This window comes from Legionella septentrionalis, from assembly GCF_003989745.1.
Taxonomy (GTDB): Bacteria; Pseudomonadota; Gammaproteobacteria; order Legionellales; family Legionellaceae; genus Legionella_A; species Legionella_A septentrionalis.
Map to the genome: position 1 here is coordinate 18,644 of NZ_RZGS01000016.1, position 26,059 is coordinate 44,702.

Genomic DNA, 26,059 nt, shown 5'->3' on the forward strand with positions numbered 1-26,059 from the left:
TATGTTCATAAATTAAACTTTGCCATGCCTAACCTACCAAGAAACATCATTTTAGCCATGGGCACGGATAAGACCTCCCTGGATGCGGCCCGCAGTCTTGCTAAACAGTTACCCAATGCAGAAATAAGGCTATTCAATGCGGACTGTTTAATCGGTTTAAGCTCAGAGGAAATTGCAAATCTGACAGCAGTCGGGCATGCGCATAGAGGAGCATATGGAGCCGAAGGTTTTTCCGCAGAAACTTTTGTCGAAGAGTTAAGCACAGCCATTGATAAGGCTAACAGGGAAAAAGATCCAGGTGATGCCTTGTTACAAAAAACGGATATCCAGCGCATGCGCTGCATTGGTTGCGAAGTCGGGTTTGTTGATGAGGATGGATTGAGTTATGCACAAAAACTGGCCAATGCTTTTGCAGCAGAAGGATATGAAAACTTAAAACTCAGTGCGCTTTCAAATAAAAATACGGCTATTCCGCTGGAGAACATGTACGTTTCTATCAACCCTGATGGAAGTGCTTGCATTAAAGCAGATAAGGAGGATTTCCACAGTTCTATCCCCAGACAACAACGAGTGGAGTTAGCCAAAGAGATTGTCGATTTACGAAAAAAACTTGATTTTGGGCAGCTAGTTCTAGGTTTCTTCGGCGCCTCCAAACTTTGTAAGGAAATTGAACAAAAAATAAAGCAATTTAAAGAGCTTGATGAGACGTTAAAAGAAAATTTTATCCAAATCGGCGAGGAAAAGTCTCCTATTACCGCTTTGGACAGCAATGAAATCTATCAATTTCCACCCAAATTTTCCCCTGAGTACATCGAGTATCTTGAAAATAAGCTTTCTCGCTTTCGAGTAGAAATCGAATATGATGAGGAACAAATAAAGCATACCACATCCGTGGGTATGAGAAGAGTTTTGGAGGAGCACTTAAGTCACTGCAGGGCGGAAGCGGCTCCTTTGGAGAACAAGTTGGCTTATGCTTACCAACATCAGAAGGTTGAAGATATAACTCACCAGGTAGGTTTTGTCGGTATTGCCGAAAAAACAAATGATTCCACCGAACAGGGTTTAGATGATTTTGAAATTAGCTTAAATAGTCGCCAAGATAAAAAAGCGGTGGGCTGGTGGCAAGCAATCAAAAATTGGTTCACTGATATGCTTACGTCGCATTCGAAAGAAGAAGAATTTGCAGTATTAAATATTCCGTCTGCTGTAGCCGCAAGAGAAAAATTTGAACGTCCCATAGAGGTTACATCCGGAGTAAATGAGGCTAATTTAACCCAAATGGAAGCTAAAAAAGAGCAGCACATCGAGCAAAAAAATTCTTCTGCGACTTTTTCCTGGAAAGACACGCCTCCTGCCAAAGGATTAAACAATATTAATGGTGAGCGCCAATCGCAAGTTGACTTGAAAGCTTCTTTAAAGGAAATGAAACAGGAAGATAGAAAAAAAGTGGCTGAACCAGAGCTTGAACAACAATCTGTGTTGCAAATGAAATAGCAGCTTGAATATCATTAATCCAAGCTGCTAGCAGTTATTATTCAGGGGCAATCATTTTTTCAGGTCGCACGTATTGCTGGAATTCTTCCGGTGTCAAGAATCCAAGTTTCACCGCCGCTTCTTGCAAAGAAGTATTTTCCTGATGCGCTGTTTTTGCGATTTTAGCCGCCTTGTCATAGCCGATGTGTTGGTTCAATGCAGTAACCAGCATCAGGGAGTTTTGCAAATAGTAATCAATTTGGTTTTGATTGACTTGCAAACCATCGATGCAAAATTCCTGAAACGAGCGGCAGGTGTCGGCCAATAGATTCAAAGAATGTAACACATTAAAAATAATAACCGGTTTAAATACGTTTAATTCGAAATTGCCCTGGCTGTCGGCGATGGCAACCGCGGCATCATTGCCAATGACTTGCGCGCATACCATAGTCATTGCTTCCGATTGGGTGGGATTCACTTTACCTGGCATGATCGAGGAACCCGGCTCATTTTCCGGCAGGATCAGCTCGCCAATGCCGCATCGTGGGCCTGAACCTAACCAGCGGATATCATTGGCAATTTTCATTAAAGCACAAGCCAGGGTTTTTAAGACGCTATGTGCCATGACCAATGGTTCGTGGGAAGCAAGCGCTGCGAATTTGTTGGGGGCTGAAACAAACGGCAAAGCGGTGAGCTTGGCAATATGGGCTGCTGCTTTTTCGGCAAACTGGGGATGAGTATTTAAGCCTGTACCCACTGCAGTACCTCCCAAAGCCAGTTCATAAAGTTCTGGCAGCACGTGTTCAATACGTGCAATGCAGGCATCCAATTGTGCTACATAACCTGAAAATTCTTGTCCTAGAGTGAGAGGCACGGCATCCTGTAAATGCGTGCGCCCGATTTTTACAATGGCATGGAATGCGTGCATTTTGGCAGCCAGCCCATCGCGCAGAAAGCGTACCGCAGGCAATAGTTTTTTCTTGAAAGCCAACGCTGCGGCGATATGCATTGCTGTTGGGAATGTGTCGTTGGATGATTGCGACATGTTGACGTGATCATTAGGATGGATTGGCGTTTTGCTTCCCATTTCGCCGCCAGCTATTTCAATGGCCCGATTGGCAATTACTTCATTGGCATTCATGTTGGATTGCGTACCGCTGCCCGTCTGCCATACATGCAAAGGAAAATGTTCGTTTAATTTACCGCTGCTCACTTCGTCTGCAGCCTGAATGATGAGTTTGGCTTTGTCAGCAGGTAATTTCCCCAATTCCAGATTGGTAAGGGCTGCTGCTTTTTTTAATATCCCGAATGCATGCATCACTTCCATGGGCATAATGTCGCTGCCGATATTAAAATGATGGAGCGAGCGTGCGGTTTGCGCGCCCCAATATTTATCGGCAGGGACTGCTATTTCACCCATGCTGTCGGTTTCAATACGCGTTTTGCTCATGTTTATGCTCTCACGAAAATAAAGCTCAAATTTTAGCATAGAGTAAACAAGATTCTTGCTATAATCTTGCAAAAATGAACATCAGCACACAAGTGGCTTCTGGTACACCAGAGAGCACTATTTAAGTAATGAAGTAACTTTGGCGAAAATATAATGAGAACAGTGCGCATTTATCAGCCTGGACAATATCAGTGCGGCCAAGTTGTTGAATTATCCCCGGAAGCGGCACAACACGTAGCGGTTGTCTTGAGGATGCGTGCAGGGGAAAAGTTAACCCTTTTTTCCGGAAATAACATCGAATTCACAGCTCTTATCGCAACCATCCAAAAAAAGAAAGTTACCGTTACCATTATGGCGGCAGAGAGGCAATGTCGTGAATCACCGCGTGCTATTCATTTGGCACAGGCAATTTCCAAGGGCGAGCGCATGGAATTTGTGGTGCAAAAAGCTGTAGAGTTAGGGGTAGCGAGCATTACCCCCTTGTTGACTGCCCGTTGCGTCGTTAAATTGGATGCGGAGCGTCTGCAAAAAAAACGCCAGCAATGGCAAGCCATTGCTGTGGCCGCTTGTGAACAATGCGGGCGTAACGTTATCCCTAAAGTTTATGAAGCGGAGCCGCTGGAAAAATATGTACAGCAATGCCAAAGCGCTTTGAAGCTGGTATTGTATCCCGATTCTGCCAAATCCTGGCGGGAATATGAATTTAAGGAAGACATCGCCTTACTGATTGGTCCTGAGGGTGGTTTGGATGAACATGAAATTGCTGCAGCGCAACGCCATGGATTTTCTTCCCTGCGTCTTGGACCAAGAATCTTGCGTACTGAAACGGCCGCTATTACAGCGCTTAGCGTATTGCAAGCAGTCAGCGGTGATCTATAATGAGAACAATATTAACCACAGAGGCTTATTCATGAGTGAACATATAAAAGTAGTTACCGATGACAGTTTTGAACAGGATGTATTAAAAGCCGGCAAGCCGGTTTTGGTGGATTTTTGGGCAGAATGGTGTGGCCCCTGTCGTGCGCTCAGTCCAATTTTGGAAGAAGTGGCTGCAAATCATGGTGATAAGGTAACTTTTGCCAAAATCAATATTGATGAAAATCCGCAAGCTCCATCAAAATATGGAGTTATGAGCATTCCCACATTGATTTTATTTAAAAACGGACAAGTGGAAGCTGTAAAAATGGGACTTCTTTCCAAATCGCAATTGAGCGCGTTTGTAGACAGCAACGTTTGATGCCCAGTTAGGCCAGGTTATCCGCTGCGCTTTAACCGTGGCGGGTAATTGGCAACGGGAGCTTCAAACTTCCAAGCGCTGGATGAATTTCCAGGTATGTATAGCTTTTAGTAAAAACTTGTGATAGCCTAATAAAACTGTGGTATACTTGTACTGGTCTCGTATATGCAATACCATTAGACATCAGCTTCTTCAATAAGCTGACCTCTCGTTACAAACTATCCTGGATTATTCATTTCATTTAACCAACACACCAAGTGAGAAGTATGAATTTTAGTGAACTTAAGCAGTTACCTATCGCCGATCTTGTTAATATTGCTCAGGAGCTCGGGGTGGAAAATACCTCCCGCATGCGGACGCAAGATATTATTTTTTCCATTTTAAAGGCGCATGCCCTTAAAGGCGAGGATATTCACGGCGATGGTGTTGTCGAAGTCCTGACAGACGGTTTCGGATTTTTGCGCTCCTCAGACGGCTCATATTTGGCCGGACCCGACGACATTTATGTTTCTCCCAGTCAGATTAGACGGTTTGGGTTGCGTACAGGTGATACCGTTTCTGGGAAAATTCGTCCTCCCAAGGATAATGAGCGTTATTTCGCCTTATTGAAAGTTGATCAAATCAACTATGAAACTCCTGATAGTGCCAAGCGCAAGATTTTGTTTGAAAACCTCACACCATTATTTGCCACCGAGCGTTTGGTCATGGAGCAGGGAAATGGCAGCACCGAGGATTTGACGGCTCGTGTCATTGACTTGTGTGCACCGTTTGGTCGTGGTCAGCGTGGCTTGATTGTCTCTCCTCCAAAAGCCGGAAAAACATTGATGCTGCAAAACATTGCGCACTCAATTGAGAAAAATTACCCCGATTGTTATTTGATTGTTTTACTGATTGACGAGCGCCCGGAAGAAGTTACAGAGATGCAGCGCTCTGTAAAAGGCGAAGTCGTCGCGAGCACATTTGACGAGCCTGCCAACCGCCATGTGCAAGTGGCCGAGATGGTTATTGAAAAAGCCAAGCGTTTGGTTGAGCACAAGCGTGATGTAGTCGTATTGCTTGATTCGATTACGCGATTGGCGCGTGCTTATAACACGGTCGTACCCGCTTCCGGAAAAGTATTGACCGGCGGTGTGGATGCAAATGCGCTGCAACGTCCGAAGCGTTTGTACGGGGCTGCGCGTAATATTGAAGAAGGCGGCAGCTTGACCATTATTGCCACCGCCCTGGTGGATACCGGTTCAAAAATGGATGAAGTGATTTACGAAGAATTCAAAGGCACCGGTAACATGGAAATTCATTTAAGCCGTAATATTGCCGAACGCCGCACATTCCCGGCAATTAACATCAATCGTTCGGGCACGCGCCGTGAAGATTTGTTACTTACCCCGGAAGAGCTGCACCGTACTTGGATATTGCGTAAAATTCTGCAATCCATGGATGAATGCGACGCAATTGAATTCTTGCTGGAACGCATGAAAAACCATAAAACCAATGCTGAATTTTTTGAAGCCATGAAACGGCAGGAATAAGCAGCAATGAAATATGGCGATCTTCGCGATTTTATAGCGCAATTAGAAGCACGCGATCTTTTACGCCGAATTGATTATCCTGTATCGCCCAATTTGGAAATGACAGTCGTCAGCGATAAGGTCCTGCGAAACGCAGGACCTGCGTTACTGTTTTCTAATCCCAAAGGTTATCATGTACCGGTATTGACCAATTTATTTGGTACTGTTGAGCGCGTGGCCCTGGGTATGGGCGAAGAATCCATCCAGGCATTGCGTGAAATAGGGAAATTACTTGCCGCTTTAAAAGAGCCTGAGCCTCCCAAGGGATTTAAGGATGCATTTAACAAACTTCCCTTGCTCAAACAAGCGCTTAACATGGCGCCAAAATATGTGAGCCGTGCTATTTGTCAGACGCAAGTATTTGAAAAAGACGAAGTGGATCTGACGCAACTCCCTATTCAAACGTGTTGGCCGGAAGATGCGGCACCTTTAATTACGTGGGGTCTGGTCACTACCAAAGGGCCGCAGCAAACCCGGGAAAACATGGGTATCTATCGTCAGCAATTATTGGCAAAAAACAAGCTGATTATGCGTTGGTTGTCGCATCGTGGCGGAGCCTTGGATTATCAAGCCTGGCAGCAAGCATATCCCGGCGAGCGTTTTCCCATCGCAGTGATTTTAGGTGCTGATCCGGCGACGCTATTGGCTGCGGTCACACCGGTGCCGGACTCATTATCTGAATATGCCTTCGCAGGATTATTGCGCGGGCAACGCACACAATTGGTGCGTTGTATTGGCAATGACTTACATGTCCCAGCCAATGCCGAAATTATCTTGGAAGGTTATTTAGAGCCAGGAGTGGATGCTCCTGAAGGTCCTTTTGGCGATCACACCGGTTATTACAATGAAGTGCAATCGTTTCCGGTATTTACCGTGGAACGGATGACCCAGCGGCAAGATCCAATCTACCACAGCACATATACAGGCAGGCCCCCCGATGAACCTGCCATTTTAGGCGTGGCTTTGAATGAAGTATTTATTCCTTTGCTGCAAAAACAATTCCCAGAGATTGTAGATTTTTATTTGCCGCCGGAGGGATGCTCCTATCGCTTGGCTGTTGTGACCATACAAAAACAATACCCCGGCCATGCCAAACGGATTATGATGGCAGTATGGTCATTTTTAAGACAATTCATGTACACCAAATTCGTCATTGTTTGCGATGACGATATCGATGCACGCAATTGGCAAGATGTGATTTGGGCCATCACCACGCGTATGGATCCATTGCGTGATACCGTAATGGTTGATAATACCCCTATTGATTATCTTGATTTTGCCTCTCCAATAGCAGGGCTTGGCTCCAAGATGGGTATGGATGCCACCAGCAAATGGCCAGGAGAAACGCAACGGGAATGGGGAAAATCGATTGTTATGGATGCGCACACCACTAAGCGTGTTAGTGATTACTGGCCGCAATTGGGACTTGAACATGAGTGAACAAGCCGTTCTGGCGCGAGTAGACAGTATTTCCCCCCTAACGGACAGCATCGTCCAACTCATTTTGATTCCCGAACAATACGTGGATTATCAGGCCGGTCAATATTTACAAATCCTTGTAGGCGATGAAGCTTATAGTTATTCCATTGCAAATGCCCCACTGGGTTCGCGCAAATATGAATTACACATGCGGCATAGCCGCGAAAATCCAGTAGTCGATAATTTGCTGGCACAAATCAAACGCGATGCCCGGGTTACCATCCGCTTACCTTTGGGGAAATGCCATGTGCATCGGCTGCATGCGGACAAACCCGTTATTTTCATTGCCGGCGGCACAGGTTTTGCTCCTGTAAAGGCCATGATTGAGCAATTATTAATTACCAGAGAGCAGCGGGCTTTTGAATTGTATTGGGGGGCGCGCTCCAAGAGTGATTTGTATATGGATGAACAAGTTTTGCAATGGCAAAAACACGTGCAGCATTTTCAATATTTTTCTTTATTATCCGATGTCAGCAAGGATACATTGGCTTCACGGGTTATCACGCGTCATAGGCAAGATCTTGCTCATTGGGACATTGTAATGAGCGGGCCTTTTGATATGGTTTACAGCACGCGTGATGCTCTCCTCACCCATGGAGCTCAGGCTGAAAACTTGTTCGCGGACGCTTTTGAATTTGAGGCGAACAAGTAAGTAATATTGATGGCCATTGTTCATTAGCGTGTTGCGTTGATTAGGCATGATTGTGAAAATTAAGGATAAGCTATGCAAACATTTTATCAAATATTAGCCATTGCCGCGGCCGGATTCATCATGTGGATATTATACCGCACCGTAAAAGGCCGTCCTGAGTTATTCAGCAGGGATAACTTATCCAAAAGTTTTTCCAGCATGGGATTATTAGCCTTGATCTTGATAGGGTTTATTGCTTTATTAGTGTTTATATTGCGCAATACCTAATGTGCTAACCAGGGAGCCATTTGCTTAACAGGATGATCGATGCAAGCTTTGAAAGCTTACTTAACCCATTGGCAAAATACATTAAAACCTTTCTTCCCTTTTCTGGAGTGGCTCCCGGAATTGAAATATTGGGCCACGGTTCGTGCTGATTTAATCGCAGGGCTGACTGTCGCCATGCTCCTTATCCCACAAGCAATGGCTTATGCTCATTTGGCAGGTCTTCCGGTTCATATGGGATTGTATGCAGCATTTATTCCTCCGATGGTCGCCGCATTATTTGGTTCCTCACGCAGTTTATCCACAGGGCCTGTTCCGGTAGCTTCCTTGCTAACGGCAGTGGCCTTGCAGCCTTTGGCAGCAGCTGATACGCCAGAGTATTTACAATATGTATTATTACTGGCTTTTCTAGCGGGCGCCATTCAACTGGCATTAAGTTTATTGCGTTTTGGAATCGTCGTTAATTTTATTTCCTACCCGGTGATTTTAGGGTTTATAAACGCAGTGGCCATCATTATTGCCAGCATGCAGCTTGGAAATTTATTTGGTGTTTATGCAGTTACTGCCCCACGTTACTATCAAACCGTATGGCAAGTGCTGGAAGATGCCGCAGTCAATACTCATTGGCCGACCGTAGGCATAGCGGTTTTGGCATTCATTATCATTTTGGGCGGTCGGCGTTTGTGGCCTAACTGGCCGCACACCATCATGGCCGTGGTCATAACCACCATAGTGGCTTGGTTAATTGGTTACGAAAAAGTAGAAACCGTGCGCACAAATCAAATCTTAAATTTACCCGTACAACAGATGTTGGATAATTATCACAAGTTTCCACGAGAAATAAAATTGCAACTGGAAAAAGTGGATAAAACTCAAGACGTGGTGGATACAACCATCAAGACAGCCGGTAAGGATGCAGAAGAAACAGATAGCGCTATTAATGAAGCCAGCCAGGCGCAATGGCAGTTGGAACGTTTGATAGCACGCCATAATTATGAAGTAGGAGAATTAAACCGCTTGCGCTTTCGCCGTTTGTTGACCCGGGATAAGCAAGTCGTTTTTTATGTGGAGGAGCAAATGACCCCCATTGGCGACGTTGATCCGCATGAGTGGCGCATTGCGCATTTATCTTTGGATAACAAAATCAAGCTGCAATCAGGGGGAGCTGTAATCGGTACTATTCCGCAAGGTTTGCCTTCCTTCAAACCCATCGATTTTGATTGGGATATTGTCTCGCGCTTGTTCATGTCAGCTCTGGTGATTGCGCTGGTTGGGTTTACCGAAGCCATTACTATCGCCAAACGCATCGCTACCGAGAGCCGTCAACGCATCGATATTAACCAAGAGTTATTCGGACAAGGATTGGCTAAATGCATAGGCAGTTTTTTTCAATCCATGCCTGTTTCCGGAGGGTTTACGCGCACCGCGGTTAATTTTTATTCGGGGGCACGCACCGGATTTGCTTCAATAGTGGCTGGCTTGGTGGTGATGATCGTGTTGTTATGGCTCACCCCGCTTTTTTATTATCTGCCGTATGCAACGTTGGCTGCTGTGATCATGGTGGGTGCCTTGGGCTTGCTCGATATTAAAGAAATGTTGCGTATTTGGAGAGTTAGCCGTTACGAAGGTATGGTAGCAGTCGCAACGTTTCTGCTTACCCTGGTTTTAGCGCCCAGATTGGCTCATGCCGTACTGCTGGGAACTTTATTAGCTTTGGGCGCTTATTTATACGAAACCATGCGGCCTAGATTTACTGAATTGACCCGTAATGCAGAGGGTGAGTTGGTTGAAGTAGGGGAAGAGCATAGTGAAAAAACTTGTTATCTCATTAGCTTGCTGCGTTTTAACGGTTCTCTTTATTTTGCTAATGCTGCCTATTTTGAAGATAAAATTTTAAAGCTAATTTCTGAAAAACAAAAACTACGCTACATCATTTTGGATTGCGTTAGCATGAACAAACTGGATGCCAGCGGGCTGCAGACATTGCAAAGTGTGAGTGAACGGCTGGAAGAAGGTGGCATCGAACTCTGGTTTACCCGTGTCCGTCAGCCTGTATTGGCTGTTTTGAGGCGAGGTGGCTTATATCATGTTTTAGGCGCTCATCATTTTTATAAAAATAATGAACAAGCTTTGCAAAAATTAGCAGAACATTTAGGCGACAAGCATATGAAAACTTGTCCTCTAGCCTTAAACACACATAAAAGATAACGTTTTAAGCAATATCCTCGCAATTTGTGCCGCTTTGGGTTATACTAAACATACTTGTTGTATTTGTTTGCCCGGTTAAAACCTTGCCTTTCGTGATTTCCCTCCCTTTGAAGTTTAAAGCAGCGAAATATACCGCGTTTCCCGCATGCGTTGATGCTGTGGCTTTTGCATTGCACAAGTGTGTTTTTAATTTAATTTGGAAAAATAGACATGTCTGTTAAAGAAACTGGCCACGTTAAGTGGTTTAATGATGATAAAGGCTACGGTTTTATTAGCCGTGATAATGGTCAAGATGATGTATTCGTGCATTTCCGCTCAATTGTTGACGATAATAATGGCCGCAAAACGCTGAGAGAAGGTCAACGCGTTCAATTCCTGGTAACCAAAGGGCCAAAAGGGTTACAAGCGGAAGAAGTTACCGCGGTTTAATCGCCGTGCCGCTGTATTTTGCGTAGGGTCAAGCACCCTGGTGAAATGCGGCGGATTTTAGTTAGTCATTTTTAACGAATCGTTATCATTATGCTGCGGCTCGCAAGTATTGCCCACATTGGCATCCTGTTTCAGGGTGGGTGAAAAAAATTCTTAAGAATATTGGCAACCGCTGTGAAAAATTTTATTCCAGCATGGCTGTCATCCTTTTTCAAGTTATCCCAATGTTTCTGAAAAGTCTCGGCAAATTTCTCGGGTCCTTTTTGCATATCGTTTGCATAACTTTCTAGAACACGCTCACATTCATTGGCAATTTCTTTAACTGTCCTTGCGCACTTTCAATATAAGTTGCAACAGCTGTTTCCAGATCAGTAAATTTTTTGGCCGTATCTTCACTGAGGTTAAACTAACTTCCATGCTGCCCATATGCTCCGCTGCTTCATCAAGTTTCTGGTGGAAAGCCATAACCCTTGTATTGCTAATATTAGAGCTCAATTGTAAATGGCTAGCCCACACATGGCTTCAATAGAGCTGCTTCTTTTCATCAAATTGTAAATTACTCCGGCCTGCAATAATTGCATATTTTCCGCATACAAAAATACCATGACTAAAGTAACTTTGGTCATGGATGCATGAGTTTAGTTATAGATGCCTTAAATGGAAATGCATTTGGATAAGATTGCACCTTTACCCCATATTTGTTCTTATAAACATGGTTGCACGTTGCATGAACTTCTAATAAGGTAGAAGCAATGTATTTTTATGCGAATAGTTAACAAAGGCTCTTCCTAGTCTTCATGACATTTGCCACAGGAACAGATATGGTCAGACAATTTTTATGTTTCAGCGTTATTTTTCTCATCGGTTGCACACGCACTGTTCCACCTGCCTCAGTAGTTAAAGTCGAAGACCGTCCCTTGCCTGCAGTTACACAGCATCGTCCTGCCGGGAAATTTACCAGTATTCGAATTAAGGGCATCATGAATGTGAGCCTGCATACGGGGTATGCCCGTCCTGCGGTGATTTTGCGTGGTGATCCACGTGATTTGGCGGAAGTACATACGTTTGTTAAAAACAATACGTTATTCATAAAAGTAGGGGAAGGTTACCCACATCATGGTGGCATCAACGCTGAAATTCGTGGTCATTTCTTAAATTCATTTCGTTATCAAGGCATTGGTACTATCACCGGTACGCGATTGCACTCAAGTTTACTCGATGTGTCTATTGATAATAAGGGAAAAACCACGTTAGGCGGTGATATTTCCTTACGAACCCTGGATGTTAAAGGTTCAGGACTCGTGCAAGTTACCGGGATTCATAGTCCCGGTTTACGCCTCCATATAGCAGGCAAGCCAAAAGTGCAATTGGTAGGTGTGGCTAACCTTGCCTCCCTTAACATAGATGATGATGCCTGGATGAGTTTGTATTGGATTAAAACAAAATTATTGGTTGTCCGCGCAAAAGGTAATTCTTTCATGCAGCTGGCGGGAGTTGCAGATAGACTGGATGTGGAGTTATGTGGTAAGGCACATTTTAATGGCCGCTATCTGCGTGCTAACCGTGCTTTTGTTAAAACCCATGACCAATCCATTGCTGAGATTTCCGCTGTGAAAAGGCAACACACCTTGGCTAGCGATGCCAGCGATATTCATTTTTATAATATTCCGCAAATGAAAGCTGACTTCATGGCGTTTAATGGCTCGGTCTTGGATATGCGCGACTGGAATATGCCCTTTATTCAGGAATACAATCGTTATAACAAATGAATTGGCTATTTCGTTATGATAGCTCCAGGGCTTAAAGGCGCAGTCTGTCTGTGCAGATAGAATGTGAGTGCAAGATATTTGGTAAAATAAACATGATAATGTTCTGTTCGTAGTATCCAACATATTAGCTTCCTTGAATAAGCGATCATTCTTTCCATGCCGGTCTTTTGGCTAGGAGGTGTGGCTTAGACGGTCCCAAGGCCTATTACCTGTAATTATTCTGCAAATTTCTTGCGCGTTGGAGGCGGCAGATCGAAGCAAGATGATATTTTGGGTACGTAAATTAAAGCTAAGGAGTCTAAAAACTTTAGGAACGGTAACTATTAGCTTATAGCTTTGTTTTAGAAGAGTTTAAAATCTGAGTTCATTAAATACACATTTTCAGTGTCTGCAAGGCATTGAAAAAAAGAATCAATGTAATACGGATCGAATAAATCCCCCTATGTTTTTTTAGATAGTTAACCACATCAGCTTGTGGCAGAGCCTCTCGATAAGGCCTATGGGTTGACATGGCTTCATATACGTCTGCAATGGCAACGATGCGGGCAGGTATGCTTATTTGACTGCCCTTGAGATGATTTGGATATCCGGAACCATCCATACGCTCATGATGTTGGTAAACCACAGGTTTAATTTCCCACGGAAAATTGATATTAATAAGTATTTTATAGCCAATTTCAACATGGGCCTTAATTATTGCATATTCGTACGTAGTTAATTTTCTTGGAGTAACCAAATACTCCATAGGAATTCCAATTTTGCCAATATCGTGTATGAGGGCCCCATAATATATTGCGTATAAATACTCAGGTGCAGTTATTTTTGCCTTAATTGCGATATTTAATGAGAGCGTCGCCACACGTTTTTGGTGGCCTGATGTATATGGATCTCTTGATTCGATGAAGTTGGAAAAAGCTAGGATTGTATTTAAAAAAGATTGTTGTAACAGCTTTTTATCATTCGTTAATTGTTTGGTTAACTCAGCTTGTAAAGTAATATCTTCTAAATAGATGATGTAAATAGATCCGTTAGCCCAGACATTATTTATTGGGATAACACGAATAATAAATGTTTTATCATGGAACTTTAATTCTGCACGGGTTTCGGTGTTTTGCTCCCTGGCTTGATTAAAATAATCCGGGCTCTTCTTGTATATAGGGCACAAACGCCAAAAAATTTTATTTTCTGGCTCACTATTTGTTAATTTTTGATAGGCTTTGTTTGCAAACAAGATGGTACCGTTTTTATCACAGACAAGGGTGGGGTTTGAGAGTTCCCCAAGGATTTGAAACATAACGGTAATAATTTTTTCCTCTTCCCTATCAGAAAATTTCATATTTTTTCATAAGACAATGTGCATATTGATAATTATAGAACTGAATGAGCTTGGGTAAGCAACATGTTATCTTTAAAGTCTCAACCTATAAGTACCTTGCCCGCTTAATTCTTCCAGTTTTGCTGTACACAGGCAACAATTGTCTCTGCATCCGTATCTAACGGGAGCACATGCGCTGAGTTATTTAGCCAATGCACGCGTGCATGTGGCAAGTTGGCAAAATAGTCAGCAACCCTGGCTGAGTGGATGACTTCATCATAAAATCCAAGAAAAATATCCGTTGGGCAAGTGGGTGGTGTAAATTTAAATGTATTGATCAAGCCTAATATTTCACTGATGCTGATGATGGGCAGCTGGCGGTAGGCTAATTCATAGGATGATTCACTGCATATATTTCCCGCCCGATTGCGTAATTTTTTGAAACCCAATTTTTGTAAAACATAGGCCAGATTAAGTGCCGGGCTGATTTTAAGCCGTAATGCCAATGCCGGGGCTAGCAGATAAAGGTGGTGCAGGGAAAATTTGTTGCTTAAATGGCAGGCCAACAACCCACCTAAAGACAAGCCCATGACATCCACCATGCTGTATTCTTGTACCAGGTGGGCGCATGCATGTTCAGCTGCTGTGAGCCAATCTTTGCTCTTTACAGAAGCGAAAGCGGCAATGCTTTCCCCATGGCCAGGTAAAACAGGCGCGAGTATTGTGTCATACATGCCAAGTGCAGGGACAAGTTCACGAAAAACCGCCGGTGATGAAGAAAATCCGTGTAGGAGCAACAATGCTTTTTCTTTTTTGCCGTTGCGCTTATCAATGGGTGATAATAAAGTTGCTTGTTGTAACGGCAATGCTTTTATATGTTTGCCGCGGCGCATGTAGCGGAAATCGTCTATATTCATTTTCAATTTGCAAAATTAGTGTAAAAAATAATAAATGAAACTTATATTTTTTGAAAAATATATATGATTCATTATCGCACTTACTTGTTTATTTGAAGCCTAAATGTTTATCTACGTGACAAATTAAGCATTCACTATACTTATTAAACTATACTTATAGTGTAATATCAGAATTACTCCAGCGGGAGATGTATTTATGCCAGAACCAGAAAATTTAAACACTCAAACAGTCAACCAAGATAAAACCAAACAAAATTCTCCTATTCCCGGGCCTGAGAAAAAGCTTGATGCCGCGCCTGCGGAGGAAGATAAGGCTGCAACCCCTTCAAAAAGTAAGGAAGAAGGCAAAAATCAGGAAGCAAAAGCCAGTGTGTCTTCTCCTATACATCAAATGGCTGAAGGGATGAAAGATGAGTGGATGAAAAATATGCTTAAAGTTCTGGCTGAGATGATGGAGATGCTGGAGGCGCAAAAAAATTCCCAATTTCAAAAAGACTTTGATGAAAAAATGCAAGGGGTTTTCACTGCTTTGAAAGACAATATAAAAAATAGATTTACTAAACAAGAGAAAAAAGAAGAAGAAAAGGAGGAAAAATTAAAGGAAAATACCAGCGAGCAGGATAAAAAGCTCCAAGAAAAAGAAAAGGAAAATCAGGAAAAGATAAATAAAGTTGAAGATAAATCAGTTGATAACCAGATTAAACAAACACAAGAACAGCAGCAAATGCAGCAGAAGGTTGAAGAAATAGCCAATAACCCTGAACTGGTAAATCAGGACACGGTTGAAGAAGAAGTTTCTGAGCAAATACAAGATTTGTCAGGAGAGCAAGACAACAAATTAAGCAATGAAACAAAACAAGAAAGTCTGCAAAGTGATGCTAACATGCAGCAACAAATCAACGAAAATGCGGGAGTAAAAAATGCCCCGCAAATGTCAAAGGTCCCAGATTCAGAAAATGGTACAAAGCAGTTTTCAAAAGAATCGGAAGAGGAATACAACAGCCAAGTCGAGCAAAAAAATCAAGCCAATGTACAGCAACAATCCCAGCAAACGCAAACCATGGAGTCTAACGTGCAAGCTACTCCGCCAACTTGATGCCGCGTCGCCATATCTGCTTAAGGATGATGGCAGACGCTGGAAGGTTTGCTCAACGCTCCATTAGTTTATGCGGCAGACTTTCTATACGACCTGCTTGCGTCACCAGTACATAATTTAATTTCCGCTGCAATTCGCTAATGGAATCCGCTCCTGCATAGGTTAGTCCGGAGCGTAAGCCTCCAATGATATCTGCTATGATGGCATCTTGCTGATCACGGTAAGGCACTTCCGTGGCTACGCCTTCCGCTGTTTTCCATTCATGCATTTGCCCAAGAAAATCTTCCTGTGCCTCGCGAGAAGCCATGCCGCGATAACGTTTCACTTGGATACCGTCTTCTTTGCTGATGATATCGCCGGGCGTCGGTGTGGTTCCGGCAAGCATGCCGCCAATCATGACAAAATCGGCGCCGAAAGCAAGCGCTTTCACGATATCGCCCGAAGTACGGATACCGCCGTCTGCTACAATAGAGCGATCTGTACGGGCGCAATCCTGAATGCAAGTCAGCATGGGGACACCAAAACCAGTTTTGATGCGTGTGCTGCAAACAGAGCCCCCGCCAATTCCAGCTTTAATAATGTCAGCTCCGCATGAAGCCAGGTAATCAGCGCCTGCGTAGGTTGCGACATTGCCGGCCATGATGCAGCGTGTCCCCAGTAATTGACGTAAATTTTTTAAGGTTTTTCCAACGTATTTTGCGTGCGCATGCGCCACGTCGACACAAAAATATTCAGCACCTGCATCGCGCAAAGCCTCAGCCCGTTCCAGCTCTGCCGCGGTGCAGCCAATGGAAACAAATACAGGGCCGTTGCACGCTTTAAATTCACGGATATTGTCTTCAATACTTAAGAAACGGTGCAACGCGCCAATTGCTCCCTTGCTGTGCATGAAGTTGGCCATTTTACTTTCAGTAATGGTATCCATATTGGAGCTGATGACAGGCAATTCCAGGGTCAGCTTGCCTAATCGATCGGTCATGCTGATGTCTACGACCCGACGTGATTCGTGGTGGTTGTAAGAAGGGACGAGCAAAACGTCATCAAAAGTTATAGCTTGAATAGACATGGTTTATCCTGTGTTGCGAGTATTCGTGCTTGCCTGTGTCCGAGCAAAAACGTAAGGCGCTTATTGCTCGGACACATTGCATAATGCAAACACGATCTCTAAAAGGTGTACTATAAATGTTCTGCAGCATAATATGCAAGTCTTGAGCGTTCGCCGCGGGTCAGCGTCATATGGGCACTATGCTCCCAGTTTTTGAAGCGATCGACTGCAAAGGTCAAGCCTGAAGTGGTTTCAGACAAATACGGTGTATCGATTTGCTTGATATCACCAAGACAGATGATTTTACTACCCGGACCGGCACGGGTGACTAACGTTTTTATTTGTTTGGATGTTAAATTTTGCGCTTCATCGATAATGATAAAACGGTTTAAAAAAGTACGCCCCCGCATATAGTTCAACGAGCGTATTTTAATTTTATTTTGCAGTAAGTCGGCTGTGGCATTGCGTCCAAAACTGCCGCCTTCCTGTGCGCTGTGCAATACCTCAAGATTATCCATTAACGCCCCCATCCAGGGTGTCATCTTTTCTTCTTCCGTGCCCGGCAGAAAACCGATGTCTTCGCCCACGGGGATGGTGACACGGGTCATAATGATTTCCGTATAGCGTTTTAAATCCAAGACTTGCATAAGTCCTGCTGCAATTGTCAGTAAAGTTTTCCCTGTACCGGCAGGGCCTTGCAACGTGACGAAATCTATTTCCGGATCAAGCAACATGTTAAGGGCAAAATTCTGCTCACGGTTGCGCGCTGTTATTCCCCACACGGCGTGTTTATTTTGCGTGTAATCATGTGCTACTTGCACGATAACATGCTCAGGTTGAATTTTTTTAACTAGCGCTTGGAATTGATCATCTTCCGTACTTAAACAATCATTTGAATTCCATTGGCTGACTAAAGGCCCGCTGATGCGGTAAAACGTTTCCCCACCTTCTTTCCAGGCGTTGATGTCTTTGGCATGCGTATTCCAAAAATCATTCGGCAAAACATGCAAGCCACTGTGCAATAAATTAACGTCATCCAGCACTTGATCGCTGTGATAATCTTCTGCAACTATGCCAAGGATTCCGGCTTTAATGCGCAGGTTAATGTCTTTCGACACAATGATAATTTGCTTATTGGGGTGTTTTTTTTGCAATCCCAAGGCTGTGGCCAGCAAGGTATTATCGACTTTATGCCCAGGCAGCGAAATGGGGTGCAGATGTTCAAAATCATCGGTCTGAAAGAAGATCCGCCCACTGCTGCGCGTTTTATCAGAGAAAAAATTGGGGATGGGAAGTCCTTCCACGATTTGTGCATGGGACGCATTGGCCATTAATTCGACCAGGATGCGGTTGGTTTGCCGTACGTTGCGCGCAACCTCGGAAATACCCATTTTATGGTTATCCAATTCTTCTAAAACCACCATGGGCAAATAGATATCGTGTTCTTCGAAATTGAATATGGCGGCAGGGTCATGCATGAGGATATTCGTATCCAGCACGAAGAGTTTATAATTTTTGCACTTATTATCCATAATACTAATCCTTATTACCAAATTGCTTCATTGTGAGCAGGGGCATGGTTGCCGTCAAGCGTTTAAGCTGCACCATACCAGTCATGCACCTGCGTTTGCCTTGCTTTGCAATTCTTTCAATGTATTTAAAACGTTTTCGACATGTCCTTGCACGCTGATTTTACGCCACACATGACGTAATTTGCCCTCAGGATCAATGAGGAAAGTACTGCGTTCAATGCCGCGCACTTGCTTGCCATACATCGATTTCATTTTGATAACATCAAAAGCTTGGCACAGTGTCTCATCTGCATCGCTTATCAATTCGAAAGGAAACTGTTGTTTGGCTTTAAAGTTTTCATGCGATTTTAGGCTATCGCGAGAAATTCCAAACACGATTGCGTTTAATTGCAAAAATTCTTGCTGGTGATCGCGAAATCCCTGCCCTTCCCGCGTGCAGCCTGGTGTGGAATCTTTAGGGTAAAAATAAAGGACCAGCCATTTGCCGCGGTAATTATCGAAATGAGCTGAAAGCCCATTGGTCGCCTGAAAAGAAAGGGAAGGGATTGAATCATTGATGTTCATTGAACATTCTCCTTAGGTCTGTGCATTGTATCATGATATCCTAACTGTATTTTTTTGGGTAATTGGTTGGGGGTAATTCCCATGGCGAAACAAGAAAGCAGCATTGCGATTAATAAAAAAGCGCGCTTTGATTATTTTGTAGAAGAAGAATATGAAGCTGGCATCGTGTTGGAAGGTTGGGAAGTAAAAAGTTTGCGCGCTGGAAAAATTAATCTTGCCGATGCGCATGTAATCATCAAGCATGGCGAAGCCTGGCTGCTAGGTTCGCAAATTCAGCCGTTGCCCACGGCCTCGACGCATATACATCCGGATGCCACGCGTACGCGCAAGCTGCTGCTAAACAGACGCGAATTGAATACACTGATTGGCAGTGTCGAGCGGCAGGGATATACGGTTGTACCTTTGTCGATGTATTGGAAGAAAAACCGTGTCAAAGTGAAAATTGCCTTGGCAAAAGGTAAAAAAACTCACGATAAACGCGATACAATTAAAGAAAGGAACTGGCAACGTGATCGTGCCCGCTTGCTGAAAAAAGCAAATTGATGGAATTGGTATGAAATATTTGGTCGCAGCTTGGATTGTGGCATAATCCGTTGCTTTGTATTAAAAAGTAGCTCATATCATCGATGATGGTTACGAATGAGGAGTGGTTATGTGCGGGATAATGGGAGCAGTATCACATAGGGAAATCGGTAAAATTTTATTGGAAGGCTTGCGCCGGCTTGAATACCGCGGTTATGACTCTGCAGGAATTGCAATCATAGATAATGACCAACAGCTCAATCGTTTGCGCATCCAGGGCAAGGTACAAGCCTTGGCGGATGCCATGGCAAAGACCACCATGACGGGCAATATCGGCATCGCGCATACACGCTGGGCTACGCATGGCAGGCCGTGCGAGGAAAATGCGCATCCGCATGTGTCGCATAACGAAATAGCTGTAGTGCATAATGGCATCATCGAAAATCATGAAGAGTTGCGCCAATATTTACAAGATTTAGGTTATGCATTTACTTCGGAAACGGATACGGAAGTAGCAGCCCATTTGATTCACCATCATTACCAACAGTTTCATTCCGTGTTAAAGGCCGTACAGGCAACGGCTGTGAAGATGAAAGGGGCTTTTTCCCTAGGGGTCATCCATCAAAAACATCCAAATGAATTGGTTGCTACACGCAAAGGCAGCCCACTTGTTCTAGGCCAAGGCATTGACGAACAATTCATTGCCTCAGATGCATTGGCACTGCGTTCGTTTGCTCAATCGGTTATTTATCTGGAAGAAGGCGATTCAGCCAGGCTCACGGCGTCTGGTATCGAGCTGTTCGACGTCGAGGGAAAAGCAGTAGAGCGGGAATCGTATCCATTAAACGATGATGCCTATGCAATTAGCAAAGGCCGATATCGCCATTTCATGCTGAAAGAAATTTTTGAGCAAGGTAAAGTATTGGCCGATACTTTGGAAGGGCGAATTGCCAGTATTGAGGTGCTGCGTGGCAGCTTCGGTGATCGTGCCGCCAAAATTTTTAGCCAGATAAAACAAATACACATTGTAGCTTGTGGGACCAGCCATCATGCAGGGATGGTGGCCAAATATTGGCTGGAATCTTTAGCCGGCCTGCCCACACAGGTGGAGATTGCCAGCGAGTATCGTTACCGGGACGTGGTTGTAAACGACGGTACTTTATTTATTGCTGTGTCGCAATCCGGAGAAACCGCAGATACCCTGGCGGCGCTTATTAAAGCTAAAAAAATGAATTACCTGGCTACATTTGCAATTTGTAATGTTGCAACCAGTACGTTAGTCCGTGAATCTGACTTCGTATTTTTAACGCGTGCCGGAGTTGAAATCGGGGTGGCTTCCACGAAAGCTTTTACCACGCAGTTGGCTGCTTTCCTGATGCTTGCTGCGGCCCTTTGTCATGATGCGCGCGGTTTGGAAGTATTGGCACAATTGCAGCAGTTGCCTCGCGATTGTGAGCGTACATTAAAGATGAATAAAGAAGTTGAATCGCTCGCTGCCATGTTTGTGAACAAGGCGCATGCTTTGTTTTTGGGACGGGGAGTGCAGTATCCTGTGGCATTGGAAGGCGCGTTAAAATTAAAAGAAATTTCTTATATTCATGCCGAAGCTTATCCGGCCGGAGAATTGAAACATGGCCCATTAGCGCTGGTTGATAAAGACATGCCAGTTGTAGCAGTGGCACCCAATGATGAATTATTGGATAAATTAAAATCCAATTTACACGAAGTGAGCGCCCGCGGTGGTCAGCTTTTTGTTTTCGTGGATGATTCACAATCATGGGCGGCAAATGGCGCCCGTTTAATCAAAGTACCGGCGTGTGGGCAATGGATCGCGCCGATTATTTATACCTTGCCATTACAACTTTTGGCATATCATGTGGCTGTTGCCAAGGGGACGGATGTGGATCAGCCGCGTAATTTGGCAAAATCCGTAACTGTGGAATAGCGTGCGAAATTTACAAGCTATCGCAAAATCCAGGCTATGAGTATAATGTCAGCCTTCATGTATTGGAAAAAAATTTTCCAATACATGAAGTGTCTGCTACCAGTTTGTTGCAGCCACTTCATGTGGCGAATTTTTTGTACGTTTTACGGGGAGAGGAATGACTCAACAGATTTTGGCGACTGCGGCGATCATCGCACAGGAACTTAAAGCCAAGGTTTCGCAAGTAGACGCAGCCATACGTTTATTGGACGAAGGCGCAACCGTGCCATTTATTGCGCGGTACCGCAAAGAAGCTACTGGCGGGCTTGATGATAAACAATTGCGCACTTTAGCTGAACGTGTTGACTATCTGCGCGAGTTGGAAGAACGCCGCAATGTGATCTTAACCTCGATTCGCGAACAAGAGAAATTGACACCGGAATTGGAACAAGCCATCAGTGCGGCGGACACCAAAACCCGTCTTGAGGATTTGTATCTGCCGTATCGGCCCAAGCGCCGCACCAAAGCAATGGCTGCGAAAGAAGCAGGTTTGGAACCCTTGGCTTTGGATTTATTAGAAAATCCTGAACTGGTTCCGGAAGTGCACGCCAGCCAATTTATTAATGTCGACGCGGCTATTCCCGATGCAGAAACTGCTTTGGAAGGTGCCCGCCAGATTTTGATGGAAAAATTTGCTGAAGATGCAAACTTATTGGCAGAGTTACGCCAATACTTATGGGAGCATGGTATTTTAAAATCCGTGGGAGCCAAAGACAAAAAAGCTGCCGGTAATAAATTTGCCGATTATTTTGACTACGTCGAACCCATTAAAAAAATTCCTTCACACCGTGCATTGGCGATATTCCGCGGGCGGCGTGAAAGTGTTTTACAAATCAGCCTGATGTTGCCCGAGGAAGTAAATTATGGTGAAAACCGCGTAGCAAGTTATTTTAAAATTGCCAACCAAGGTCGCCCAGCGGACGCATGGTTAATTGAAACTGTGCGCATGACTTGGAAGATTAAATTGTTTACCAAGCTGGAGCTGGAATTACTCACGCATCTGCGTGAGCTGGCTGACGAAGAAGCAATTAAAGTGTTTGCCAGCAACTTGCGCGATCTGCTTTTGGCAGCTCCAGCAGGTCCGCGGGTTACTATGGGGCTCGATCCTGGCATCCGTACTGGCGTTAAAGTCGTTGTGGTCGACATCACTGGCAAAATGCTTGACTATACAACTGTCTTTCCTTTCGCACCACAAAATGAATGGCATGAAGCCATTGCCGCTTTAGCAAAATTGGCAGCCAAATTCAATGTGGATTTAATCAGTATCGGCAATGGCACTGCATCACGTGAAACAGAGCGCTTGGTGAGTGATTTAATTAAAATGTATCCTGATCTCAAATTGACGAAAATCATAGTGAGTGAGGCAGGAGCTTCTGTTTATTCCGCTTCTGAATTAGCTACGCAAGAATTTCCTGATTTGGATGTTTCTATCCGCGGCGCTGTTTCCATTGCCCGCCGCCTGCAAGACCCGCTTGCCGAGTTAGTAAAAATTGAGCCTAAGTCTATCGGTGTGGGGCAATATCAACACGATGTGAACCAATCTCGATTGGCGCGCAGTTTGGAAGGGGTTGTTGAAGATTGCGTGAATGCGGTGGGTGTTGATGTCAATACCGCATCTGTTTCTCTGCTGACGCGCGTTTCCGGGTTTAATGAAACTTTGGCTAAAAATTTGGTTCAGTACCGTAATGAGCATGGTGCCTTCCGTAATCGCGAGCAACTTAGAGAAATTGCACGCATGGGGGAGAAAACCTATCAGCAAGCCGCAGGCTTTTTGCGCATCATGCATGGTGATAATCCCCTGGATGCTTCTGCTGTGCATCCTGAAGCGTATCCTTTGGTGGAAAAAATTCTTCGCGGGAAACAAATCAGTATTCAGCAAGTTATCGGAAATCGGGAATTGTTGCGCAGTATGCATGCCGAAGCTTATGTCGATGAACAATTTGGTTTACCCACGGTGCGCGATGTATTGCAAGAGCTGGAAAAACCTGGCCGCGATCCGCGCCCTGAATTTAAAACGGCTACTTTTAAAGAAGGGGTTGAGGATATCAGCCATTTGCAAGAAGGCATGATCCTTGAAGGTGTAGTAAGCAATGTCACCAATTTTGGCGCATTTGTGGATATTGGCGTGCATCAGGATGGCTTGGTGCATATTTCCGCTTTGACCAAACGGTTCATCAGTGATCCCAGGGCAGTAGTGAAAGCCGGGGACATTGTCACGGTTAAAGTGATCGAGGTGGATAAGGAGCGCCGCCGCATTGGTTTAAGCATGCGCCTTGATGAGGAAAAAGCCTCCGTCGTGCAAAAGAAGGAAAAGACGGCCAAACCCCAGCCTGATAAAAAAGTACACGTGGTCAAAAAAGCCGAGGCGCACAAGAAACCTGATCCTAAGAAAGCATCGGCATCTAAAAAGACCGTGTTTAACACGGCCATGGCCGATGCTTTAGCGAAGCTTAAGCGCGGTAGCGAATAATGAAGATGCCGCGTGGTGAACTAACCATTCAAACACTGGCAATGCCTGCGGATACCAATGCCAATGGAGATATTTTCGGAGGATGGTTGGTTTCGCAAATGGATTTGGCGGCCGGGGTTTTGGCAAAAAAAATCGCGCAGGGAAGGGTGGCCACCGTGGCCATCAACTCCATGACATTTCTCAAACCCGTGCATGTGGGAGATGTGATAAGTTGTCATGCCGAATTAATCAAAGTTGGCAAAACTTCCATGACCATTGCGGTAGAAGTATGGTCAGAAGCTTTGGCCGATGCACAAAAATATCGTGTAACGGAAGGCACGTTTGTTTTTGTTGCTCTTGATGAGCATGGCCGTCCACGCGAGGTTCATCCACCAGTATGAGCGATTTGGAAAGCTTAAAAAAATGGGTAGAAGAGATGGCGTCTTTAATTGCACAAAGCGACACTCCTCATCCAAAAACGTATGCCCATTTTCTACAACAACCTGAACTGGCTTTACGCCTGGTGGAATTGATCGATGGGTTGGATGAACAGCAAGTAGAAGAAGAGCGTGCTTATTATTCAGCATGCGTTCTTGCTTTGGAAATCTGCGTTTCCCAATTGCAGGCAGCGTTTGAAGGCGATAATAAACTGGCAGGCCGGACACTCAATCAATTAATGGCCAACATTGCCGCAGCGATTATGAAAGGTAAACATACCTTAAGTTTCTGGCTTCCCGTGCTGAATGCATTCTATGAAGTGCATGTTGATTTATCCGATACTTTAAAAAATGCTTACCTCGAATTGGCCAGCCAGGAAGATTTTCCAGATTCGCAACATGAAGAAATTTCGCATTTAAATTCCATACGCGACTTGATTGAAGAATTATCCGACTTGTCTACTTTTGATATTGCAGAAAATTTCTTTGCACAAAGCTATGCGATGCCGCCGGATTTTTTTGCTGACTTGTTGCTTGATCTCTACCATATTGAGGAAGGGCAGGATATTGCGCTTTTGCTTTTGCTGCATCCGAAACAAGAGGTAAGGCAGGTTGTCGTGGAAACATTGGGACAGCTTGTGGATTCGATTGAATTGAGTTCCATATCCTTATCACGCTTGCAAGCTATAAAGAATTGGTATCCTGCTTACTACCATGATCAATTCAGCGCCTGGATTAAGAAACAACGCAAAAAAGGTGTGGTATTTCATGGCGGACAGAAAACTCCGCGTGTGCAATTGAAAGCCAGTGAAATTGATGGCATGGGGGCGCAGGGCATTTTTATCCATTTAAAAGATGGACGCAACAACCGCTTATGCGGTTTATTATTAAAACAAGAGTTTGGCGTCAAAGATGCATGGATTACGCCGTCTATCCCGCCTGAAGACGTCGCCCGTTATTATGAAGAGGCATTCGATGACAGCGTCATGTTGCGTGCGGTGGATTCTTCTTATTTATTGATGATGACCAACCATTTTCTAGCATTAACGATTGAACGCGGCGAAATGCCGGATCTGCATTTACTTGAGATGCAGGAAGAATTAGGTTTGCGATTTGTTCCACAAAAACTTGATATTCCTACCCTTATCGAGCAGTTGGCGGTTTCCATAAGTCCTTTCACGCCACAGACGCTTGCTGAGTCTTTGAAACGTTCGAAATTATGGACTAAAAACAAACGTTTTACTGAATCCTGGTATGTGGAAAATGCGCAAATCGATAAAATTGTAAACCGTTTTTGCAGTTATGTCGAAGGCGTGAAAGTATGCCAGTTTGAAGAAGCAATTGCCGCTGTATTTACTCAGGAGATGGAACAGCATCGCATGCAATGGTTATTTCATTTTTTATGGGTGGCTTTCTGGCTTAAATCCAAAGCCAAAAAATCAGAAAAGCTGTGGCAGGACAGTTTTTTCATTGCTTATGCAATTTATTCCGGCATGCCGTTAAAGTCTATTCCAATCATGCAAGAAATTTGTTACCAATCCGTGGTGAATAGTATTGAAACCATGCAAGAGCGCCGTACTTATTTAACACAAGAATAAATCCAGAGAATTTAGCCCATATTTGCTTAAATATTGGTCAATTATAAGAATAGAGGCTAAACTTAACTTAC

22 protein-coding genes are annotated in these 26,059 nt (G+C 44.2%); 16 read left to right on the forward strand and 6 right to left on the reverse strand.

Annotated elements, in window-relative coordinates; all coding sequences use genetic code 11:
- Positions 1-24 precede the first annotated feature (24 nt).
- Positions 25-1,494, forward strand: coding sequence for a hypothetical protein (locus ELY11_RS06865; RefSeq protein ID WP_127032763.1), 1,470 nt, complete (start codon positions 25-27; stop codon positions 1,492-1,494).
- 37 nt (positions 1,495-1,531) lie between these two features.
- Here the strand turns inward: ELY11_RS06865 and fumC are convergent, their stop codons facing one another.
- Positions 1,532-2,923, reverse strand: coding sequence for a class II fumarate hydratase (gene fumC / locus ELY11_RS06870; RefSeq protein ID WP_127032764.1), 1,392 nt, complete (start codon positions 2,921-2,923; stop codon positions 1,532-1,534).
- Positions 2,924-3,076: 153 nt separating this feature from the next.
- On the opposite strand from fumC, the gene ELY11_RS06875 reads away from it, so the two are divergent.
- From ELY11_RS06875 to ELY11_RS06915, 9 genes are all read left to right on the forward strand, one after another.
- Positions 3,077-3,802: a 16S rRNA (uracil(1498)-N(3))-methyltransferase gene (locus ELY11_RS06875; RefSeq protein WP_126953442.1), complete on the forward strand. Its 726-nt coding sequence runs from the start codon at positions 3,077-3,079 to the stop codon at positions 3,800-3,802.
- 31 nt (positions 3,803-3,833) lie between these two features.
- Positions 3,834-4,160, forward strand: a complete 327-nt coding sequence (gene trxA, locus ELY11_RS06880) for a thioredoxin TrxA (RefSeq protein ID WP_126953441.1) — start codon at positions 3,834-3,836, stop codon at positions 4,158-4,160.
- Positions 4,161-4,426: 266 nt separating this feature from the next.
- The gene (gene rho, locus ELY11_RS06885) at positions 4,427-5,689 is read left to right on the forward strand and encodes a transcription termination factor Rho (protein ID WP_126953440.1); all 1,263 of its coding nucleotides are present in this window, start codon (positions 4,427-4,429) and stop codon (positions 5,687-5,689) included.
- A 6-nt stretch (positions 5,690-5,695) separates the two neighbouring features.
- Positions 5,696-7,168 (forward strand): 4-hydroxy-3-polyprenylbenzoate decarboxylase, encoded by a 1,473-nt coding sequence (gene ubiD, locus ELY11_RS06890; RefSeq protein WP_127032765.1) that lies wholly within the window; start codon positions 5,696-5,698, stop codon positions 7,166-7,168.
- Positions 7,161-7,859 (forward strand): NAD(P)H-flavin reductase, encoded by a 699-nt coding sequence (locus ELY11_RS06895; protein WP_127032766.1) that lies wholly within the window; start codon positions 7,161-7,163, stop codon positions 7,857-7,859. Before ubiD ends, ELY11_RS06895 begins: the two co-directional genes overlap by 8 nt.
- Positions 7,860-7,931: 72 nt before the next feature.
- Complete coding sequence (locus ELY11_RS06900; protein ID WP_126953437.1) at positions 7,932-8,126, forward strand: hypothetical protein; 195 nt, start codon at positions 7,932-7,934, stop codon at positions 8,124-8,126.
- A 39-nt stretch (positions 8,127-8,165) separates the two neighbouring features.
- Positions 8,166-10,331, forward strand: coding sequence for a SulP family inorganic anion transporter (locus ELY11_RS06905; protein WP_127032767.1), 2,166 nt, complete (start codon positions 8,166-8,168; stop codon positions 10,329-10,331).
- Between the two features lie 210 nt (positions 10,332-10,541).
- The gene (locus tag ELY11_RS06910) at positions 10,542-10,760 is read left to right on the forward strand and encodes a cold-shock protein (RefSeq protein WP_126953435.1); all 219 of its coding nucleotides are present in this window, start codon (positions 10,542-10,544) and stop codon (positions 10,758-10,760) included.
- Positions 10,761-11,581: 821 nt separating this feature from the next.
- Positions 11,582-12,529, forward strand: coding sequence for a GIN domain-containing protein (locus ELY11_RS06915; protein ID WP_126953434.1), 948 nt, complete (start codon positions 11,582-11,584; stop codon positions 12,527-12,529).
- A 367-nt stretch (positions 12,530-12,896) separates the two neighbouring features.
- On the opposite strand, the gene ELY11_RS06920 is transcribed toward ELY11_RS06915, so the two are convergent.
- Positions 12,897-13,865 carry an HD domain-containing phosphohydrolase gene (locus ELY11_RS06920; RefSeq protein WP_127032768.1) on the reverse strand — a complete coding sequence of 323 codons (969 nt, stop codon included), beginning with the start codon at positions 13,863-13,865 and terminating at the stop codon, positions 12,897-12,899.
- Between the two features lie 104 nt (positions 13,866-13,969).
- Positions 13,970-14,761, reverse strand: coding sequence for an alpha/beta hydrolase (locus ELY11_RS06925; RefSeq protein WP_127032770.1), 792 nt, complete (start codon positions 14,759-14,761; stop codon positions 13,970-13,972).
- A 196-nt stretch (positions 14,762-14,957) separates the two neighbouring features.
- Here ELY11_RS06925 and ELY11_RS06930 point away from each other — a divergent pair, with 196 nt between their 5' ends.
- Positions 14,958-15,857: a hypothetical protein gene (locus ELY11_RS06930; protein WP_127032772.1), complete on the forward strand. Its 900-nt coding sequence runs from the start codon at positions 14,958-14,960 to the stop codon at positions 15,855-15,857.
- Between the two features lie 52 nt (positions 15,858-15,909).
- Here ELY11_RS06930 and ELY11_RS06935 read toward each other — a convergent pair whose 3' ends face one another.
- The 3 genes from ELY11_RS06935 to ELY11_RS06945 form a co-directional block, all read right to left on the reverse strand.
- The gene (locus ELY11_RS06935) at positions 15,910-16,923 is read right to left on the reverse strand and encodes a guanosine monophosphate reductase (RefSeq protein ID WP_126953430.1); all 1,014 of its coding nucleotides are present in this window, start codon (positions 16,921-16,923) and stop codon (positions 15,910-15,912) included.
- A 110-nt stretch (positions 16,924-17,033) separates the two neighbouring features.
- Entirely contained in the window at positions 17,034-18,434 is a 1,401-nt protein-coding gene (locus ELY11_RS06940) for a PhoH family protein (protein ID WP_127032774.1), read from the reverse strand.
- A gap of 81 nt (positions 18,435-18,515) precedes the next feature.
- Entirely contained in the window at positions 18,516-18,998 is a 483-nt protein-coding gene (locus tag ELY11_RS06945) for a peroxiredoxin (RefSeq protein ID WP_127032776.1), read from the reverse strand.
- Positions 18,999-19,079: 81 nt separating this feature from the next.
- On the opposite strand from ELY11_RS06945, the gene smpB reads away from it, so the two are divergent.
- The 5 genes from smpB (at position 19,080) to ELY11_RS06970 (ending at position 25,988) form a co-directional block, all read left to right on the forward strand.
- Positions 19,080-19,541, forward strand: a complete 462-nt coding sequence (gene smpB / locus ELY11_RS06950; RefSeq protein WP_126953427.1) for an SsrA-binding protein SmpB — start codon at positions 19,080-19,082, stop codon at positions 19,539-19,541.
- Between the two features lie 109 nt (positions 19,542-19,650).
- On the forward strand, positions 19,651-21,465 hold the full coding sequence (gene glmS / locus ELY11_RS06955) for a glutamine--fructose-6-phosphate transaminase (isomerizing) (protein WP_126953426.1): 1,815 nt from the start codon (positions 19,651-19,653) through the stop codon (positions 21,463-21,465).
- Between the two features lie 157 nt (positions 21,466-21,622).
- Entirely contained in the window at positions 21,623-23,974 is a 2,352-nt protein-coding gene (locus tag ELY11_RS06960) for a Tex family protein (RefSeq protein WP_126953425.1), read from the forward strand.
- On the forward strand, positions 23,974-24,354 hold the full coding sequence (yciA, locus tag ELY11_RS06965) for an acyl-CoA thioester hydrolase YciA (protein ID WP_127032778.1): 381 nt from the start codon (positions 23,974-23,976) through the stop codon (positions 24,352-24,354). The genes ELY11_RS06960 and yciA overlap by 1 nt, the downstream gene beginning before the upstream one ends.
- Complete coding sequence (locus tag ELY11_RS06970) at positions 24,351-25,988, forward strand: hypothetical protein (RefSeq protein ID WP_126953423.1); 1,638 nt, start codon at positions 24,351-24,353, stop codon at positions 25,986-25,988. The genes yciA and ELY11_RS06970 overlap by 4 nt, the downstream gene beginning before the upstream one ends.
- Positions 25,989-26,059 lie beyond the last annotated feature (71 nt).